The following is a 17,207-nucleotide window of genomic DNA, read 5'->3' as shown; positions in this document are numbered from 1 at the left end:
GCCGATCGATCAAGTCCTAGGGACGGGGAGCGTGACCCGGAACGGGTGCCGGCCCGTGGTGGCAGGGCGGCGCCACCGGCCCCGCAACCACGTCCCCCGTCGGCTCGTCGCGTCGTTCCCCGTCGTCCCGACGCCGGTAAGTCTGCGAGGCGCGGCGCACCGGGTTGTTGTCCACCCGCGCCACGTCGTTGTCGACGCGTGCCGTCCGCGGGCACCGGGCGCCGCCGGGGCCGGGCCGCCGCGGGCAGCGGGCGTGGCGGCGGTACGGCATGATCGACGGGTGAAGGCACGATGGCTGACCCTCATCGCGGTGACCGTCGTCGCCGGGTGCGGCACCACACCGGCCCACCCGACCGGCCCCGCCGCGGCCCGGCCCGACGTGTCGTTCGCGACGACGACCCCGGCCCCCTCGCCGTCGGACGCCGTCGTGCCGACGCCGGCGTGCCTCGCGCCGGGTGTGGCCCTGTCCGTCGGGGAGGTCGACGCGGCGATGGGCCTGCGTGCCGTCGGCCTGACCCTGCGGAACTGCGGCACCGCCACCTACACCGTCAACGGCTACCCCGCCGTCGACGTCCTCGGCGCCGACCGCAGCGTCCTGGACGTGGCGGTCCTCGACGGCACCTCGAACGTGGCGACGATCGAACGCTACGACGTCCCGCCGCGCCGCGTCGACGTCCCGCCCGGCGGCACCGCCGTGGCCGTGCTGGTCTGGCGCAACCTCACCACTGACGCGGCCACGGTCGCCAAGGGCGCCTACCTCAGCGTCGCGCCCGCCAAGGGGCAGCCGCGGCACACGCTCACCCTCATGGTCGACCCCGGCAACACCGGCAAGCTCGCCGTCAGCCCGTGGACCACCCCCGTAGCCGGTCAGTAGCCGACAGCCACCCCGCACCGTGACCTCAACCGGCGGCCATCGGCGCGTGGTGAGGTTGTGGGCCGGCGGTCACCTTGATGACCCAGCCTCGGTGGGATGGACGCCACCGCGTTGGCCCGTTCGCTGCTGGACCCGATCCCGGCGCACCGCACCGTGGGACTCGAGGTCGTACGCGCCGTCAACGGTCTCGGCGTCGTCGCGGTGACGGCACCGCCCGCCCTCGCGAACGTGATCGGCTCGCTGCACTCCAGCGGCCTCGTCACCCTCGTCGACGCGGCCGGCCTCGCCGCGATCATCTCCGCGGCGCCCACCGACGACGCGTTCCACGGGGTCGTCCCTCTCGGCGCGGCGGCGACGCTGCGGTTCCTGGCGCCGGCCCGCGGGCACCTGGTCGCCACCTGCCGGCTCGACCCCGACGCCCGGGAGGCCCTCGCGGATGTGTTCATCGGCGTGTCGACCCGCGCCCGCATCACCACGACCACGGAGGTCGTCGACGACGCGGGCGGCGTGGTGTGCCAGGGCAGTTTCGACTGGAGCGTCCGCCGGCCGGCCGCCTGATGCGCCGGGCGTGGCTCGCCGCCGAGTTCACCCTGCTGTTCTTCGTCCTCGTCGCCGGATACGCCCTGGCGTCGCCGCCGGGCGGCCCCATCCCGGTCCTGGTGGTGCTCGCGGTCGCCGCCGCGGTGTACCTGCGCCGGCAGGACGGCTTCGACCGGCGTGACCTGTGGCGGCCCGCGGCGCTGCGGGACGAGTGGCGGCCGGCCCTCGCGGTCTGGTGCGTCACCGCCGCCGTGATGACCGGCCTTATCGCGTGGCTCACCCCGGACCGGCTGTTCGAGCTGCCCCGCGAACGGCCGCTGCTGTGGGCCGCGATCGTCGTGTTCTATCCCCTGGTCTCGGTGTACCCGCAGGAGCTGTTGTTCCGCGCGTTCCAGCTGTACCGCTACGCGCCGCTCTTCCCCGATCCGCGCTGGGCGGCCCTGGCCGGCGCGGCCGCGTTCGGCTTCGCGCACATCATCTTCGGCAATGTCATCGCGGTGGTGCTGACCCTCGCCGGCGGCTGGCTGTTCGCCCGCCGCTACCAGCGGACCCGCTCACTGTTCGTCGTCTCGGTCGAGCACGCCGCCTACGGGCTGCTCATCTTCACCGTCGGCCTCGGCAACTCCTTCTACCACGGTGCCTGACCCGAGGTCCTGCCAGCGGCGCAGCACCGCGAGCCCGACCAGGAACAGCACCGTCGCGTTGAGCACGTGCCAGAGGAAATGGGTACCGAGGTGAAACCCGCCGCACAACGGGCCGTCCAGGGTCCGCAGCGTGAGCGAGACCGCGAAGATCGCACCGGCCAGCAGCAGCCGCCGCCCAGCCCCCGCCGCGGCCGGCGGTGCCGTGTACCGGATCGCGACGCCGAAACCGACGAGGCCCAGCAGCGCCGGCAGGTAGCCGCCGACGGTGGCCCGTTCCCCACCGGCGAACAGCAGGGCAGCGTTCACGCCGACCGCCGCCACGAGGTACGCCGGTGCGGCCGGCCACGCCCACCGCCACCGGACCCGCCACATCCAGTGCACGAGCACGACCACCGCGGTCAGGATGAACGCGAGGATCGACAGCGTGTCCAGCGCGGCGGTCGCCGTCGTCGCGAAGGTGTGGAACGACAGGCTGCACACCCCGACGACGGCGAGCAGCACCGGCAGCAGCCACACGCTGCGCGGCGCGCCCCGCCGGTCGGCGCCCATGAGCCCGATCAGCACGGCGGCGGCGACGAGGAACGCCAGGTTGCTCACCGCGTTGGCCGGTTCGTTCCACAGGCCCGGCGCGGTCCGTTCACAGTACGAGTCGACGTACACCAATCCTCCTCCTCGGTCACGTGGGCGGGCCCGGGTGGCCCGCCCACGTGCCGGTGGTCACGCCTGGTGCAGGACCGAGGTGCCGGCCTCGATCACGTATGACGCCGTCGTGCTGACCGGCGCGGTGCGGGTCGCGATCGTGTCGACGGTGCGGGCGTCGGTGCGCCAGCCGCCCCGGGTCACCTCGCACCGCAGGTAGCCACGCTTCGACCCGTCGAAGTACTTCACGTGCGGGTTGAACGTCGGGTTGACCGCCTTGAGCGGCCCGTCGAACGCGATCGGGAAGTCCGAACTGATCGACGTCGCGGTCAGCTCGACCGCCACCGACGGCTGCTCGGGCCGGTCGAAGTCGAGCTTGAGCTCGCTGAGCCAGGTCGAGTGGATGTCACCGGCGAGCACGACCGGGTTGGCGACCTTCGCGTCGACGAGGTGCCGGAGCAGGCGGTCGCGCTGCGGGACGTAGCCGTCCCACTGGTCGAGGTTCGCCACGATCGGCGGCACGCCACCGGTCGGGTTGGGGAACTTGATCCGGCTCATCATGACCTGCTGGGCGATGACGTTCCACCGGGCCGGCGAGTGGTCCAGCCCCCGGGCGAGCCAGCGTTCCTGGTCCTCGCCGGTGAGCGTGCCGGTCGTGTTGGCGGTGCCGGCCTGCGGCAGCCCGAAGTCGCCGGGGAAGCCACCCGGCTGGTCGGTACGGTACTGCCGGGTGTCCAGGACGTTGACCCGGGCCAGCCGGCCGAAGTCGAACCGCCGGAAGATCCGCAGGTCCGCGCTGCCCGGCTTGAGGTCGGCCCGGATCGGCATGTGCTCGTAGTACGCCTGGTACGCCGCGGCGCGCTGCCGGGCGAACCGGTCCGGCGTCTGCAGCTTCGCCCCGGTGTCGTCGACCTCGTCGGTCAGCGTCGCGTAGTTGTTCTCGACCTCGTGGTCGTCCCACGTCACGATCCACGGGAACGCGGCGTGCGCGGCCTGCAGCAGCGGGTCACCCTTGTACTGCGCGTGCCGGGCCCGGTAGTCGTCGAGCGTCTGCAGCTGGTCGACGCCGAGGGTGGCCGGCGTGGTGTGCCGGCGATCGGTGTACGCGCTGTCCGGGTCGTACTCGTAGATGTAGTCGCCGAGGTGCAGCACCACGTCGAGGTCCTCGGCGGCGAGCGCGGCGTATGCGGGCCAGTACCCGTTCTGGAAGTCCTGGCAGTTGACGATCGCGAACCGCAACGCACCCCGGTCCGCCGACGGCGCCGGCGCGGTCTTGGTCCGCCCGGTCGGGCTCAGCTCCCCGAGCGCCCGGAACCGGTAGAAGTACTCCTGCCCGGGCCGCAGCCCACGGGCGTCGACGTGCACGGAGTGCCCGAGTTGCGGCACGGCGACCGTGTGCCCGTCCCGCACGATCTTGTGGAACCGCCGGTCGAGCGCGACCTGCCAGTCGACCTTGACCGGGCGCGCGGGCAGCGGCCCGCCGGCCCCCAGCAGGCGCGTCCACAGGATGACCGCGTCGGGAAGCGGGTCCCCGCTGGCAACCCCGAGCGCGAACGGACCCGCGTGGTCCGGTAGGTGACCCGTGTGCGCGGCGGCCGGGTCGGCGGCGGTGAACGGCAGCACGATCGCGCCCGCCGTCGCCGCCGACGCGGTGAGCACGTGACGTCGAGTGAGCATGAAGCCTCCCAGAATGAAGCCGGTGTCGGCTCACTCTGCGGCCCCCACCCGTCGGCTCCTGGAACACGAGGCGAACACCAGCCTTCCATCCGCCGGGTTGTCGGCGGGCGGTCAGTCCCACCAGAAGCGCCAGAGCCGCTGCCCGACGAGGAATCCGGCGTACCGCACGAACGACGCCTCGTCGACGTCCTCCACGAAGCCGGCGGGCGGCTCGGCCTCGGGGCAGAACGCGACGTGCTCCGCCGCGACCCGCGCCGCGTGCTCAAGGGTCACCGGCGGCGCCGCCACGCTCAGCAGCAGGCTGCCACGGCCCACACCGATCACCCTGGCCGCGTACCGGTCCTCCCAGCTGCGCACGACGGCCGCGATTGCCGCGGGGAAGTAGGGGTCGCCGTCGGTGGGGCACCAGCCGGCGACGGCAAGGGCGTCGGCGCCGCGCGCACACGCCACGAGCGCGAGCCCGACCGCCGCCCCGCCACCCGCCGCGGCGGGCGAGCCAGTGAGGCCGGCGGGCGCATCGGTGGGCGGGTCGGCGGGCGCATCGGTGGGGCCGGCGGACGCGTTGGCGAGGTCGGCGGGCGGGTCGGCGACGCTGGCGGCCGGGTCAGCGGGCGCATCGGTGGGGTCGGCGGACGCGTTGACGAGGTCGACGGGCGGCACGCTGCCGAGGTCGGCGCCGGGCCGGTGGTCGGCGCCGGGCCGGTGGTCGGCGGTCGCGGTGACCAGACGGGCGGCGGTCGCGTCGGCGAGGCGGTCGGGGTCGGTGACGGGCGTGCCGGCCTCGGCGGTCCCTGGCCATTCAGCAGGCAGGAGCCGCCAGTCCTGCCACCACCGCGTGCGCAGGCCGAGCACCTGGCGTTCCTCGCGGGTGAGCAGCCCGTCGCCGAAGCCCGCCCACCACTCCTGCAGCAGTGTGGCCGGGTCGAGCCGGTCGACGGCCGTCCCGTCCTCGGGGCACCAGCCGAACGCCAGGTCACCGACGCCGTCGAACACGAGCAGCGGCCACAGTCCGGACCGCGCATGCGCGGCACGCAGCCGGCCCCACAACTCCGCCGTCACCGGCCCGTCGGACACCCAGCACGCCGGACCGGCCGTGGACGGTGCCGCACCGGTCCGCGTCACACCCCACGCGGCCACGAACCGACCAACCGGCAGCGGTGTGTCCGGCAACCCGCCAGCGGGTCCGGGCACCAGCACGGCGTGCCCGGGCACCAGCGCGGCGGGATCGTCGCCCGGCCGCAGCCCGGCCGGCTCCGGTTGCGCGCTCACGCCCGCGCATCCTACGCATCCGACGGCGCCCACCCCGCCGTGCCACGGCGGGCCGCGACGAGCGGTGACGGAGATGACGGGCGGTGGCGGGCAACGGGCGGTGACGGGGCGGACGGAAGGCGGGGCGGCGTCGTAGGGTGTCGCGAACCTGCCCCGAAGGAGCCCTTCGCACATGCGCCACCGCAAGCTCGCCGCCATCCCGCTGCTCCTCACGGCCGTCGCGCTCGCGACGGCCGCGTGCGACTCGTCGTCGAAGGCCGGCACTGGGGCTTCCCTGCCCTCACCCGCGCCGTCAGCGCCGTCAGCGCCGTCAGCGCCGTCGTCGACGTCCGCGCTGTCCACGGCGTCCGCGGCCGTCATCGTCACCGAGACGAGCCAGACCAAGGACGTCCTGATGCTCCGCACGCCGTCCGGGAACATCGGCTGCGGCATCTTTGCCAACAGTGTGCGCTGCACCATCATGACCAAGACATGGACCCCACCGGCGAGGCCGGCCGACTGTGACCTCGACTGGGGCAGCAACCTCGACCTCGACGGGGACGGCGATGCGGGCCTGGTCTGCGCCGGCGACAGCGCATATATGCAGGACTCCAAGGTCCTCGCCTACAACCACGCGATCCGCGTCGGCGCCATCGTGTGCACCAGCACCCAGGCGAACCTGCGCTGCGAAAGCGTCACGACGAAACACGGATTCACCGTCTCCAAGGAGAACTACACCATCTTCTGACCCTCCGGACGATTCCTCCGCGGTTGCCGCCCATTGATGCGCTGACGTCGCAGTCGGCGTGGATCATACGGAGGCCTGATGGATGTCGATCGTTGGGTGCAGCGAAGGGTCTCCGGAACTCCATTCTCGATCACCGCGTTGAAAGTGGCCCTCGTCGTCCTTTTCGTAGATCTCGCCTGGGAGGTGACACGGGCAAACGTCGACGCACACCTGAAGAGCGAATGGCCCTGGCGGGCGACCGTCCTGGATCCTTCGACGTGCGCGACCCTCGCCGCCCTGATCGCGGGCCTTCTGGTGACCAGGAGGCAATACGGTCAGGTGCACATGCCCGTGATCAGCTGGGCGACGCGCCCGAAAGGCAGTGACGACCTCACCGACCCGGTCCGCACCATCAGAATTTACAACGCGGGCGGGGGACGTGCGATCGTCAAATCGATCGCGTACCGCCTCGAACTGGCCGACGAACAGCCGGGCCAGCATCCGGCACCGCATTCCTGGATGGACTGGCACAGTTTCATCGGGGCAATCGAATCGGCGGGACTCAACCGGCCGAGGGACATCTTCGTCTTCCATTTGGCCCCCGGTGCGGTAATTCCGTTGACCGCGAAGAGCAGCGAAGGAATTGAGCTGCTCGCGTTCAGCCGGCAGGCAGCCAGGCGCCTGAGGTCCGTGGACGTCAGAATTCAGGCCACCGACACGATCGGCGACGTCTACGAAAAGCAAATGCAGTGCCTACGGGGATATCCCGATCCAGGAGGCGACGGATATGACCCACCGGCCGCCATCGGGTCAGCGTCCCCCGGCGCGGACCCACCTGCCACGGCCAACGCAACCGGACCGGCGTCGGCATGACTGCTGGCACCGGACAGACAGCCTGAACGGCAGCCCAGCCCCACCCCGGCCTGGCCCACGACCGCACCGCGGCCCAAGCCATAGGCCGGACCGCGGGCGGCCACGCGCCGCGCACCACACCCGGCGGCGCTCAGGTCACCTGCTGCTGCTCGACGAAGACGGTCAGCCTCACCGTGCACAGGCCGCCACGCCCGACGCCGCGCAACAGACCTGGCGCCGCTCAGGTGACCCGCTCCTGCTCGGCGAGGTCGGTCACCTCACCGTGCACCGGCCGCCACGCCCGGCCCCGCGCAGCACACCCCGCGCCGCCAACGCGCCCGACACCGCGCAGCACAGCCGGGGGCCCGCGCGGCACACCCGGCGCGCTCAGCGCAGCCGGCGCGCTCAGCGCAGCCGGCGCCGGGCGGGGTAGCTGGCGTCGGTCAGGTGACCTGGTGTTGCTCGGCGAGCTCGGTCAGCCGGACCGTGCACAGGCCGCCGCGCTCGGTCTTCACGTCGGTCACCTCGAGTTGTGTGCCCGGGGTCAGGATGAACTCCTCCTCGCCGGTGAACGCGGAGAAGCGGCGGATGCCGACGGCCCGCACCGGGTGCACCTCGAAGAGGGTCCGCTTGCCGCGGCGGCCGAGGAAGGCCTCGGCGACGCTGAGCTTCGACGTGCAGGACGAGACGCCCCACCAGGTGACGGTCTGGCCGGCCGGATACTGGGACCGCAGGTCCAACGACACGCCGCGCCACAGCGGCTCGCGGCGGGCGGGCAGCCGCGACACGGCGGAGAACAGCAGCCGCAGGTAGGGCAGGTAGGGCACGATCCGGGTGCGGTCGGGGCTGCGGAGGCTGGCGTTGATCTGCCGGTAGAAGGCCGACTCGCAGGTATACAGGTAGAGCGCGGCGACCTCGTCGGCGGACAGGCCGCCGGTCTCGGCGTCGGTGCCGGCGGCGCGGCCCGTGCCGAACTGGTGTGACTGCTCGACGTGCCAGTCGAGGCCGGACAGGAGCTTGGCGGCGGGGGCGACGGCCTCGCGGAAGTCCATGAGCGGGGTGTCGAACACGCCGGTGATGGCGGGCAGGGCGAGGCCCTCGTCCTTGACGCTGGCGAGGCGTTCCAGATACAGCTGGTGCAGCTCCATGGTGGAGGCGATGAACGCGGCCATGCGGTCGGCGGTGTCGGCGTCGGTGCGGCCGTCCTGCGCGGGCAGCGTGTTCCAGCCCTTGCTGGGCAGCCAGTCGATCTCGTCGGCGCCGAGGGCGTCGAGGGCCTCGTTGACGGCGGCGAAGTGCTCGTTGTCGCAGAAGATGTCGCCCTGCGCCGCGGGGTTGGCGTGGTCGATGTGCCGGACCCGCACGCCGGGATACCGCTTCTCCAGGCGCTGCACGACGCTCTTGAGGCTGCGGGCGTGCGCGCCCCACCACGCGAACACGACGCTGCGGTCCTGCTCGTCGGTGGCGTGCTGCTTGGCCTTGAGGATCTCCTCGACGAGCCGCTCGACGACCGGCCGCCAGAACGCGGTGTGCTGGTCGGTGGCCATGGCGCCGTCGCTGCTGGCGGTGAGCGCCGCGTTGAGCAGCAGCACGCCCTGGGTGAGCATCGCCTGGAACCACTCGGGCGGCTGCACCGTGTCGTGCTGCCGGAGCAGCTTGCGGATGTCGGCGATGGGGGTCTTCTTCGGGATGCCGTGCTTCCACATCGCCGCGGCCTTGATGATGCAGCGGATGGAGATGACCTTGCCGAACTGGCTGTCGTCCCAGTCGTGGAAGGTGTTGTCGAACATGGCGATGCCGGTGGCGCTCTCCGGCCGTGGATAAGGGTTCTGCCCGAAGACGACGACCTTCCACTTGTGCGGCGGGTTGGGCTTGAGCGCCTGGAACGTCAGCTCCCGCACGGGCACGACCCGCGGGCTGCGGCCGGGGCCGATGAACGAGGCCGCGGCCGGCTGCGCTTCGATGACCGGCTTCAGCAGCGGCAGCCACGGCTCGCCGCCGCCGCTGAACAGCTCGGCGAGGGCAAGCAGGTCGTCGGGCGAGGGGTTGGTGTCGCTCATCGTGGCTCCCGGGTCGGCACGGTGATGAAGGCCGGGGGCCGCGCAGGCCCCGAAGGCGCCCGGAGATTAACACCGACCTCCGACATTTTTTCGGCTGGAACGGCCCCGGTATCTTCGTGCTCGCCCGCAACCGCCCTTCGTCCACATCGGAGTGAGCCATGCCCGAACGTGCAACGCAGCCGCAGCTCAGGGTCGTGCTGAGCGACGTCAACGCCAAGGTGGTCCAGGCGTGGCAGTCGGCGTTCGCCGACACCGCGGAGGTCACGATCGTCAAGGGTTCGATCCTGGACCAGCGCGTCGACGCCTGGGTCAGCCCGACCAACTCGCAGGGCCGGATGGACGGCGGGGTCGACGCCGTCATCAAGCGGCACCTCGGCGCCGGCATCCAGCTGCGGGTGCAGCGGGCGATCCGGGACGGGTTCGCCGGGTCGCTGCCGATCGGCAGCGCCGTGTGCGTGCCGTCCGGCGCCGCCAACCCGACGTTCCTCATCTCGACCCCGACGATGACCCAGTCGGTGCAGAACGTGCGCGAGACGCTCAACGTGGCCCTCGCCTGCGCCGCCGCGTTCCAGGCGATCCACCTGCAGAACGCGGTCGCGCCGGGCAGCATCACGTCGGTCGCGCTCGTCGGCATGGGCGCGGCGACGGGCAAGGTGCCGCCGCAGGTGTGCGCCAACCTGATGTGGGCCGGTTACACGCTGTTCAACGACTACACGTTCCGCGACTACGACGAGCTGCGCACGACGGTCTGCGCGCAGCTCGACGACATCGAGCGCCGCCCGGAGCACGAGCGGGTCCGCATCGCGCCGCCGACGCGCAACGAACCCCGCCGCTGACCGCGGCAGGTGCCCGGGCGGCCCGCAGGACGCCGCCCGGGCGGCGGCGGGTGGAACCCCCTGTTCTGAACCCGCCGCCGCCGGGTATGACGGCTGTCATGCACCTCGCCACGCTCACCACCGTCCTGCGGCATGCCGCCGTCCGTGTCGTCGCACCCGTGCTGGTCCTGTACGGCGTGCTGGTCGGCCTCGGGCTCCTGGTGACGAGGGTGCTGCCGGGGGTGTGGCCGCTGACCGTCGAGGACGGCGTGAACCGCGGGCTGGCGGCGCACCGCTCCGGTGGGCGCAACGACGTGTCGCTCGTGTTCAGCACCATCGCCAGTACCCCGGCGATCATCGCGGTCACAGCGCTGTCGGCGATCGTCCTCGCCGTCGTCCTGCGCCGCTGGCGGGAGCCACTGTTCCTGATCGCGACGGTGAGCGCCCAGGCGGTCGTCTTCCTGTTCACGACCCTCGCCATCGACCGGCAGCGGCCCGAGGTGGAGCGCATGGACGGGTCGCTGCCGACGTCGAGCTTCCCGTCGGGGCACACGTCGGCCGCGGTGGCGCTCTACTGTGGACTGGCGCTGCTGCTGGCCCGCGCCGCCGTCCGGCCCTGGACCCGGGCCGCGTGGTGGGCGCTGCTGGTGCTGATCCCGCTCGGGGTGGCCACGACCCGGATGTACCGGGGCATGCACCACCCCAGCGACGTCGTCGCGTCGTTCCTCAACGGGGCGGCCTGCCTGTACATCATGGCCCGCGGCATCCTCGACCACGCCGAAGCCGACACCAAAGCCGACACCGACACCGACACCAAAGCCAAAGCCGACACGGGAAGCGTGCCACGGCAGCGGAGGACGGCGCCGGTGCGGAGCTGAGCGTTCACGCCCCCGTCTCCACCGGGTCGGCCACGAACCGCCAGGTGCCCCCGATCTCCTGCACGCCGCGGCCGCCGGGCCCCTGCGCCGGCCAGCCCGGGTCGCCGGTCGCGACGAACCGCACCCACGCGGCGTGCGTGCGGCCGGCCAGGTCCGCGGGTACGTCACCGGCACCGAGCAACGCCCGCGGCCCGTGCAGCGCCGCGAGGCCGGCGGTGTCGAAGACGAACGGCAGCTCCATGACGTGGGAGGCGCCGAGCTGCCCCTCCAGTGCCCCGGACCGCCAGGTGAACCGGTAGCCGAACGTCGCTCCCCCGGCCCCGGCGTGCGCGGCGGCCATCCGGCGGGTGGGGATGCCGAAGAGCCCGTCGCCGAGGATCGCGGTCCGCAGCCGCGCCGGCGTCGCGCCGGGCCGGGCCGCGCGGTACGCCGCGACCACGTCGTCGGGGCGGTCATGGAAGCGGGCCGCGGTGGCCAGCACATCCGCGTCGGTGGTGGCGGCGAGCAGGCCGAGCGGGGCGAGGTACAGGGCGCCCTCGTCGGCGTTGGCGCCGATGAGCAGGTCGACGTCGCGGGCCGCGCCCCCCGCCACGGTCACCGCCGGTGGCTCCGGCAGGACCAGGCCGAACGGGGTGATGCCGCCGAGCGGGTCCGGCCCGGCCGGGGTGCGCAGGTCCAGGCCCGCGAGGCGGGGCACCACCGCGACCAGACGCTCGTCGGACACTCCCGCGAGCGCGTCGGCGGTCGGGGGTACACCCAGCTCCCGCCCGGTCGCGCCGGCGACGATCGCCCCCTGCGCAACGGTGAACGTGCCGGCGCCGCTCTGCATGACCGCACGGCGCACCAGCCCCGCGGAGCGCGGGTCGGCAAGGACGCCGCCGACGATCGTGGCGCCCGCCGACTGCCCGGCGAGGGTGACCGCGCCCGGGTCGCCGCCGAAGGCCGCCGCGTTGGCCGCGACCCACCGCAGCGCGGCGAGGACGTCGAGCAGTCCCCGGTTGTCCGGCGCGTCGGGCAGGTGCAGGAACCCCGCCACACCCAGGCGGTAGTTGACGGTGACGAGGAGCACGCCGTCGCGGGCGAAGGCGGCGCCGTCGTACAGAGGCGCCAGGCTCGACCCGGCGGCGAAGCCACCGCCGTGGACGAAGACCAGCACCGGCGCGGGCCGGTCCCCACGGGTGGGCGCCCACACGTCGACGGTGAGGTAGTCCGCACCCGGGCGCCAGCCCGGGCCGAAGTACGGCGCCATGTCGAGGCTGCCGAACACGTCACGGGCCGGCTGCGGCGCGGTCGGCCCGGGTGCGGTCGCGTCGCGAATCCCGGTCCAGCCGGCGTGCGGCCGGGGCGCGGTGAAGCGATCCCGGCCGGTGGGCGCGGCGGCGTACGGCACCCCGAGGAACACGGTGCCGCCGCCGCTCGCCCGGCCACGCACGGCACCGGAAGTTGTCGTCACAATCACCGGAGCTCCTCAGTACCGCGGAAACGGTCCCCATTGTTTGATCCCGAACGATCCGGCGCGGTGCTCGACCTCCAGGGCGCTGTGCCCGGACAGGTGCGCGGGCAGGACGAGGGCACCGGTGTCCGCGGCCCAGCCGAGCAGCCGGCGGCGGGTCGCGCGGGCCTGCCCCGGGTCCTCGCAGAAGCAGCTGTCGTGATCCGGGTGCGACACCTGCAGCGGCGTATGGATGAGGTCCCCGGCGAACAGCGCCCGATCGGTACCGGAGCGCAGAATCAGCACACTCGAGCCGGGGGTGTGCCCCGGCGCGGCCTCCAGGCGCAGCGCGGCGTCGATGGTGTGCCCGTCCTCCCACAGCTGCACCTGCCCGGCGGCGTGCACCGGCGCTACGCTGTCCTCGAACACGTGCTCGTTGACCCCGCCGGCGATGCCCGGGTTGTTCGCCGGGTCCCAGTGGTGGAAGTCCGCGCGCGGCATGAGGTACGTCGCGTTCGGGAACGTCGGCACCCACGCCCCGTCGACGAGACGGGTGTTCCAGCCGACGTGGTCGACGTGCAGGTGCGTGTTGACGACCAGGTCGACGTCCTCGGGGCGCACCCCGGCGGCGGCGAGCCGGTCCAGGTAGTCCAGCCGCAGGTGGTCCCACACCGGCACCGCCGGGCGGGTTTTGTCGTTGCCGACGCCGGTGTCGACGAGGATGGTCCGGCCGTCGCTGCGCAGCAGCCACGTCTGCATGGCGACGTGCACCATGTCGTCGTCGGCGCCGAGGTGGTCGGGGACGAGCTGGTCCCGGTGCTCCTGCCAGGCCTGCTCCGGCAGGTCCGGGAAGAACGCGCTCGCCGGCATGATCGGGCCGTGCATCTCCTCGACCCGGGTGACGGTGACATCACCGAGTTTGATCTCGTTCACGGTTGCTCCTGGGTTGTTTTCGGGCAGGCGGCAGCCGGCGCCTTTCGAAAGGCGCCCCTGTTCCGCTGCGTTCTGTCAGTCGCGTTGGTGCATCTGGTACGCCGTTGCCCCCGCGGATGCGCCGGTCGCGGTGCTGTGCGCGAGCAGGGTCAGCGCCGCCTGCGACGCCGAGCCCGGCTCGGTGGTGGCGACGACGAGGTGCTGGTCCTGCTCGGTGCGCAGGGTCTGCTGCGTGACGGTGACCGCGCCGACGAGCGGGTGGCGCATCTCGTAGGCGGCCGCGCCGCCGGCCTTGACCCGGTGGTCGGCCCACATCGTCGCGAAGTCCTTGCTGGCCACGGACAGCTCACCGATCAGCGCGGCGAGCAACGGGTCGTCCGGGTGCCGCCCCGACACCATCCGCAGCGTCGCGACGACCGCCCTGGCCTTGCGGGGCCAGTCGGCGTACAGGTCGGCGGTGTGCGCGTCGAGGAACACCAGCCGGGCCATGTTCGGCCTGCCCCGCGGCCGGTCCGGCGCCGCGGGGTCGAGGTGGCCGGCGAACAGGGCGTGGCCGGTGCGGTTCCACGCCAGGACGTCGGAACGCCGGCCGAGCAGCACTGCGGGCACGTCACCGAGCGCGGCGACGAGCTGCCGCGTCTCGGCCGTCACCACCTCCGGCGCCGGCCGGCGCGGCCGGGTCCGCTGCCGGGTCCCGGCCGCCAGTTCGTGCAGGTGCCGGCGTTCGGCGTCGTCGAGGCGCAGCGCCCCGGCGATCGCGTCGAGGACCTCGACCGAGGCGTTCGTCGAGTGCCCCTGCTCCAGGCGCGAGTAGTACGACGCGCTCACCCCGGCGAGCAGCGCCAGCTCCTCCCGGCGCAACCCCGGCACCCGCCGGCGCTCACCGTAGGTGACCACGCCGGCGTCCTGCGGCCGCAGCTGTGAGCGGCGGGTCTGCAGGAACTCTCCGAGCCGGCGTTTCGCGTCCATGGCACCCAGTATTGGCGGGCCGCCGGGCCGCAACCACACCTTGCCGGGGATAGGCAGCGGCTACCCGGGCAGGACGGCGATGCCCTCGATGGAGATGAGCAGGTTCCGTGGCAGCTTGACGTTCGCGGGCGCCGAGCGGGCCGGCGGCGGGTCCGGCATGAACCGTGCGTACACGGCGTTGATGGCGGCGAAGTCCTCGACGTTGGCGTAGAAGATGGTCGTCTTCACCAGGTCGGCGAGGGACGCGCCGGCGGCGGCGAGGACGGCGCCGAGGTTGCGCAGCGCCTGCTCGGTCTGCTCCTCGATCCCGTCCGGCGCGACCCCGGTCGCGGGGTCGATCCCGGCGGTGCCGGAGCAGAACACGAAACCGCCGGCGACGATCGCCTGGCTGTACGGCCCGATCGCGGGCGGCGCGGCGTCGGTCGAGACTGCCTGACGCGTCATCGTTGGACCTCTCTGGTTGCGGCCATCTGCCGAATGTAGGCGACGACGGCGGGTCAGCGGGACTGGCTGACGGTGCCGTCGGCGGGTCAGCGGGACTGGCTGACGGTGCCGTCGGCGCCGATGCGCAGCCCCGCCTGCGGCGCACCACCCGTACACGGCGCGGCGGCGGTGGGCCGGGCGCCGCCGCCGGGGCACACGATCGACGGGCGCACCTGGAGCTCGGCGGTGATCGCCAGCGGCGCGCCCGGCGGGGTGGTGACCGTCACCGTGACGGGGTCCGCGGTCAGCTGTGGCACCGGCGCGTACCCGTGCCCGGGTCCCGGGCCGGGCAGCTGCACGGCGCCGCACGCCGTGTCGGGTGCGTCCGTCCCGGTCGGGCAGGGCATGGCGCTCACCGGCCCGGAGATGAGCAGCGGCACGTCCTGCTCGTGGCAGCCCCAGTCGCCGCAGACCCGCAGGTGCACCAGCGGCACCCGCGGCGCCACCGCCTGGTCGACGTCGACCCCGAAGCCACGCAGCGGCGCGGGCCCGCCGGCGAGCCCGTCCGGGGCGCCTGCCCCGCTCGCCCCGCCTGGTCCGGCGCACCCGCTCAGCGCGCCCAGCAGCAGCACCGTCAGCAGCTTTCTCACGTCAGTACCGACGTCGCCGGCCGCCGTCCGGTTCCCGCTTCCCGCTTCCGCTCAGCTGAGGGTGACCACCTGGCGGGTCTCGGCAGAGCGCCGGGCGGCCTCCAGCACGGCCAGGGTCGCGACCGAGCCGGCCGGGTCGACCGGCGGCGGCGCACCGTCGCGCAGCGCGAGCACGAGGCCGCTGTAGAACCGCTGGTACGCACCGGGTTCGGTGCGCACCGCCTCGTCCTTGCCGTCGACGGTCAGCACGCCGTACCGCGCCGGGTCGTCCTCGCCCCAGCCGGCCTCGGTGGGCAGCCGGCCCGCCCTCAACGCGTCCTCCTGCACGTCCATGCCGTGTTTCGTGTACGCCGCCCGGTCGCCGAGCACCCGCAGCCGCGGCCCAGCGGCCGCCGCCAGGGCACTCATCCACAGGTGGGAACGGGCGTCGCCGTCGTGCCGCAGCGCCACGAACACGTCGTCGTCGACCTGGATCCCGTCGCGGCGGCTGTCGGCCTCCGCGTACACCTCCGTCGCCGGCCCCAGCAGCTGCAGCGCCTGGTCGACGAGGTGACTGCCGAGGTCGTACAGGAGCCCACCGGCGTCGGCGGGGTCGTCGCTCTCCCGCCAGCCGCCCTTCGGCACCGGCCGCCACCGCTCGAACCGCGACTCGAACCGCAGCACCCGCCCCAGCGTGCCCTCCTCCACGAGCCGCCGGGCGGTGAGGAAGTCGCCGTCCCAGCGCCGGTTCTGGTACACGCTGAGCAGCAGCCCCCGCTCCGCCGCCAGCCGCACCAGCGCCTCGCCCTCGGCGGCGGTCGCCGTCAGCGGCTTGTCCACGACCACCGGCAGCCCCGCCTCGAGGGCCGCCCGCGCGAGCGGCGCGTGCGTCCGGTTCGGCGATGCCACGACCACCACATCCAGGTCCCCCGCCGACGCCCACATCTCCTCGGCCGTGCCGAGCATCGTGGCGCCCGGGTGCGCCTCGGCGGCGACCCGGCGGCGCTCCGGGTTGGCGGTGACGATCGCGCTCAGCCGCAGGCCGGGCGTGGTGCTGATCAGCGGTGCGTGAAACGCCGAGCCGGCCGTGCCGTAACCGACCAGTCCGACGCGCAGGGAGGTGTCGCTCATGCTGTGCAGTCTTCCCTACCCAACTACCCCACACCCCTCGGCCACCACATTCCCCGCCTGCCGCGGCTCGATCGCTGTGATCACGGGGTGATCGGTCATGTCACCAGCTCGAGCAGGTCGCGGACCGTCTCGGAGAACGTGACAGGGTCGACCACCACGGTCCCGGCCCTGCTGTCTCCCGGTCCCGGCCCGGCAGGTGCTTGACCCGCCACCGGTGGCGGGTGCCCACCGGCGGGGTCGGTCTCGACGCGGACGGCGGTCACGGTCTGCTTGCCTGCGCCGTCGGGCCACCCGGCGAAGACCCCCGGGTCGAGCTCGACCACGATCCGTCCGCCACCCGGCACCGGCCGGATGACCTCACGGATCCTGCCGCCGTCCTCCGCACCGGCCCGCACCCAGCCGCGCCGGTCGAGCAGGAACAGCCGCCGCCCGTCGGTCGTCCGCCCCACCACGCCGGCCCCGAGCCCAGCCTCGATCTCCTCGCCGACCCCAGCCACAACACCGCCCAACCCACCCGCAGCACCTCCACCGCCGGCCCCACCCGCAGCACCACCACCCGACCCAGCGGCAACACCACCGCCACCCGAGGCGCCACCCGGCCCAGCCGCGCCACCACGACCCTGAACGCCATCCAACCGGGCCGGAGCACTACCGCCCGGCACAGACGTGGCGCCGCCGGCCGGGCTGAGCGTGGCGCCGCCAGCCGGGCTGAGCGTGGCGCCGCCAGCCGGGCTAG

General features: G+C 73.4%; 18 protein-coding genes. 7 read left to right on the top strand and 11 right to left on the bottom strand.

Annotated elements, in window-relative coordinates:
• Window positions 1-280 precede the first annotated feature (280 nt).
• From AB0K00_RS52615 to AB0K00_RS52605, 3 genes are all read left to right on the top strand, one after another.
• Window positions 281-874, top strand: coding sequence for a DUF4232 domain-containing protein (locus tag AB0K00_RS52615; RefSeq protein ID WP_363538404.1), 594 nt, complete (start codon window positions 281-283; stop codon window positions 872-874).
• Between the two features lie 96 nt (window positions 875-970).
• On the top strand, window positions 971-1,432 hold the full coding sequence (locus AB0K00_RS52610) for a DUF4442 domain-containing protein (RefSeq protein WP_363538403.1): 462 nt from the start codon (window positions 971-973) through the stop codon (window positions 1,430-1,432).
• A complete protein-coding gene (locus tag AB0K00_RS52605) occupies window positions 1,432-2,058 on the top strand; it encodes a CPBP family glutamic-type intramembrane protease (protein ID WP_363538402.1) in 627 nt (208 codons plus the stop codon). Before AB0K00_RS52610 ends, AB0K00_RS52605 begins: the two co-directional genes overlap by 1 nt.
• On the opposite strand, the gene AB0K00_RS52600 is transcribed toward AB0K00_RS52605, so the two are convergent.
• From AB0K00_RS52600 to AB0K00_RS52590, 3 genes are all read right to left on the bottom strand, one after another.
• Window positions 1,969-2,718: a ceramidase domain-containing protein gene (locus AB0K00_RS52600; RefSeq protein WP_363538401.1), complete on the bottom strand. Its 750-nt coding sequence runs from the start codon at window positions 2,716-2,718 to the stop codon at window positions 1,969-1,971. The two genes, AB0K00_RS52605 and AB0K00_RS52600, sit on opposite strands and share 90 nt — an antisense overlap.
• A gap of 57 nt (window positions 2,719-2,775) precedes the next feature.
• Window positions 2,776-4,374, bottom strand: coding sequence for an alkaline phosphatase D family protein (locus AB0K00_RS52595; RefSeq protein WP_363538400.1), 1,599 nt, complete (start codon window positions 4,372-4,374; stop codon window positions 2,776-2,778).
• A gap of 111 nt (window positions 4,375-4,485) precedes the next feature.
• Window positions 4,486-5,643: a DUF4253 domain-containing protein gene (locus tag AB0K00_RS52590; protein WP_363538399.1), complete on the bottom strand. Its 1,158-nt coding sequence runs from the start codon at window positions 5,641-5,643 to the stop codon at window positions 4,486-4,488.
• Between the two features lie 172 nt (window positions 5,644-5,815).
• On the opposite strand from AB0K00_RS52590, the gene AB0K00_RS52585 reads away from it, so the two are divergent.
• A complete protein-coding gene (locus tag AB0K00_RS52585) occupies window positions 5,816-6,370 on the top strand; it encodes a DUF6636 domain-containing protein (protein ID WP_363538398.1) in 555 nt (184 codons plus the stop codon).
• A gap of 78 nt (window positions 6,371-6,448) precedes the next feature.
• Window positions 6,449-7,222 (top strand): hypothetical protein, encoded by a 774-nt coding sequence (locus AB0K00_RS52580; RefSeq protein WP_363538397.1) that lies wholly within the window; start codon window positions 6,449-6,451, stop codon window positions 7,220-7,222.
• Between the two features lie 422 nt (window positions 7,223-7,644).
• On the opposite strand, the gene AB0K00_RS52575 is transcribed toward AB0K00_RS52580, so the two are convergent.
• Complete coding sequence (locus tag AB0K00_RS52575) at window positions 7,645-9,261, bottom strand: ADP-ribosyltransferase domain-containing protein (protein ID WP_363538396.1); 1,617 nt, start codon at window positions 9,259-9,261, stop codon at window positions 7,645-7,647.
• Between the two features lie 158 nt (window positions 9,262-9,419).
• Between AB0K00_RS52575 and AB0K00_RS52570 the strand changes: the two genes are divergently transcribed.
• The gene (locus tag AB0K00_RS52570) at window positions 9,420-10,097 is read left to right on the top strand and encodes a macro domain-containing protein (protein WP_363538395.1); all 678 of its coding nucleotides are present in this window, start codon (window positions 9,420-9,422) and stop codon (window positions 10,095-10,097) included.
• Window positions 10,098-10,195: 98 nt separating this feature from the next.
• Window positions 10,196-10,954 carry a phosphatase PAP2 family protein gene (locus AB0K00_RS52565; RefSeq protein ID WP_363538394.1) on the top strand — a complete coding sequence of 253 codons (759 nt, stop codon included), beginning with the start codon at window positions 10,196-10,198 and terminating at the stop codon, window positions 10,952-10,954.
• Between the two features lie 4 nt (window positions 10,955-10,958).
• Here the strand turns inward: AB0K00_RS52565 and AB0K00_RS52560 are convergent, their stop codons facing one another.
• The 7 genes from AB0K00_RS52560 to AB0K00_RS52530 form a co-directional block, all read right to left on the bottom strand.
• Window positions 10,959-12,413, bottom strand: coding sequence for a carboxylesterase family protein (locus AB0K00_RS52560; protein ID WP_363538393.1), 1,455 nt, complete (start codon window positions 12,411-12,413; stop codon window positions 10,959-10,961).
• 9 nt (window positions 12,414-12,422) lie between these two features.
• Window positions 12,423-13,319, bottom strand: a complete 897-nt coding sequence (locus tag AB0K00_RS52555; RefSeq protein WP_363538392.1) for an MBL fold metallo-hydrolase — start codon at window positions 13,317-13,319, stop codon at window positions 12,423-12,425.
• Window positions 13,320-13,394: 75 nt separating this feature from the next.
• Window positions 13,395-14,288, bottom strand: a complete 894-nt coding sequence (locus tag AB0K00_RS52550) for a helix-turn-helix transcriptional regulator (protein ID WP_363538391.1) — start codon at window positions 14,286-14,288, stop codon at window positions 13,395-13,397.
• Window positions 14,289-14,348: 60 nt separating this feature from the next.
• A complete protein-coding gene (locus AB0K00_RS52545) occupies window positions 14,349-14,732 on the bottom strand; it encodes a Rid family detoxifying hydrolase (RefSeq protein WP_363538390.1) in 384 nt (127 codons plus the stop codon).
• A gap of 86 nt (window positions 14,733-14,818) precedes the next feature.
• Window positions 14,819-15,361: a hypothetical protein gene (locus AB0K00_RS52540; protein WP_363538389.1), complete on the bottom strand. Its 543-nt coding sequence runs from the start codon at window positions 15,359-15,361 to the stop codon at window positions 14,819-14,821.
• Between the two features lie 51 nt (window positions 15,362-15,412).
• Window positions 15,413-16,471, bottom strand: a complete 1,059-nt coding sequence (locus AB0K00_RS52535; protein ID WP_363538388.1) for a Gfo/Idh/MocA family oxidoreductase — start codon at window positions 16,469-16,471, stop codon at window positions 15,413-15,415.
• 95 nt (window positions 16,472-16,566) lie between these two features.
• Window positions 16,567-16,980, bottom strand: a complete 414-nt coding sequence (locus tag AB0K00_RS52530) for a hypothetical protein (protein WP_363538387.1) — start codon at window positions 16,978-16,980, stop codon at window positions 16,567-16,569.
• Window positions 16,981-17,207 lie beyond the last annotated feature (227 nt).

The sequence above is a fragment of the Dactylosporangium sp. NPDC049525 genome (assembly GCF_040676755.1).
Classification (GTDB): Bacteria; Actinomycetota; Actinomycetes; order Mycobacteriales; family Micromonosporaceae; genus Dactylosporangium.
This window is presented reverse-complemented; position numbering and strand designations above follow the sequence as displayed.